Origin of the sequence: Leptolyngbya boryana PCC 6306, assembly GCF_000353285.1 — a bacterium.
Lineage (GTDB): Bacteria > Cyanobacteriota > Cyanobacteriia > Leptolyngbyales > Leptolyngbyaceae > Leptolyngbya > Leptolyngbya boryana.
Genome location: NZ_KB731325.1, coordinates 196,726 through 198,123 on the forward strand (window position 1 = coordinate 196,726; position 1,398 = coordinate 198,123).

The 1,398-nt window shown below is 43.8% G+C and carries 1 pseudogene; it reads left to right on the top strand.

Annotated elements, in window-relative coordinates:
• Window positions 1–1,398 (top strand): annotated as a pseudogene (locus LEPBO_RS39015) (trifunctional serine/threonine-protein kinase/ATP-binding protein/sensor histidine kinase); the annotation flags it as partial.

Consider the following 1,398-nt stretch of genomic DNA (forward strand, 5'->3'; position numbering starts at 1 on the left):
CCAACTGCTGATTGTTCTCTACACCATGCAGGGGAAGTATCAACCCGCGATCGAGACTGGACGAGTAGCACTTTCATCCTTCGAGATTGATATTCCTGAATCAGAGTTATACAAAGCCTTTGAAGATGAGCTTGCGATCGCGAAAACACAACTCGCCCAGCAAAAGATTCCGGCATTATTAGATCAGCCAGAAATGATGATTCCAGAGAAAAGAGCCGCTGCAAGATTGCTCACAACCTTAGGAGCGCCGACTTACTTTTCAAATCATGATCTCTGGCTGATTTGTGTGATGAAGTTAGTCAATCTTTCTCTGAAACATGGGGTGATTTCAGAATCTACCTATGGCTATTCTGAGTATGGATTGATTCTAGGATCAATGCTCGGTGACTATCGAGCAGGCTATCAGTTCGGACAACTCAGCCTGAAGGTTAGCGAAAGATTTAACAATCAAGCGGAAAAGTGTAAAGGCTGCGTGGTTGTTGGTGGTTCGGTGAATCATTGGATTAGACCCCTCAAAGAAGATGCTGAAATTTTCATGGAAGGGTATCAGGCTGGCTTAGAGTCTGGCGAACTTCAATTTGCGGGCTACAATATTGCCCATCAAGTGATTAATTTATTCTACCAAGGAGCCGACCTAGATTCCCTGCAAGACAAGCTTCTCAACTATCTAGCGTTTACAGAGCAAACACAAAATCAGCTTGCAAAAGATATGCTGCTTGCCTGTCAGCTAATCTTTCACAGTTTACAAGAATGTGATGTTAGACAATGCAAGTTTGTAACGAAAGAACTGAGCGAGACTGAATATTTAGCAGCGTGTGAGGCACGATCGAGTTTTGCTGCGATCGGCTTTTTCAAGATTCTCAAAGCTCAAGTTTTGTATCTCTATGGTTGTTTTGAGGATGCTCATCACGTGATCGGGCAAGCAAGGCACCTGCTTAACTATCTCCCAGGCTGTATCTCGCTTGCTGAATTCATTTTTTACGACTCGCTGATTTTAACTTCCCTGTATCTAACTGCGAGTGAGCTGCAGAAGAGTGAATACTGGCAGCAGATCATAACGAACCAACAGCAGATGGAAATTTGGTCAGCGACCTGCCCAGAGAACTTTCGGCATCAATATCTATTAGTCGAAGCAGAGATCGCCCGATTGCAAAATGATTCAATGACCGCGATCGACCTCTACGATGAGGCGATCGCACTTGCAAAAACGAATGGATTTGTGCAAGATTCGGCATTAGCAAATGAGCTATCTGCGAAGTTTTGGATCACTACAGGAAAAGAGAAGCTTGCCCAAATTTACTGGATTGAGGCATATCATCTCTATCAATCTTGGGGAGCCTCTACTAAAGTTGCAGATTTAGAACAGCACTACCCACATCTTCTAGTTTTAGGAAACTC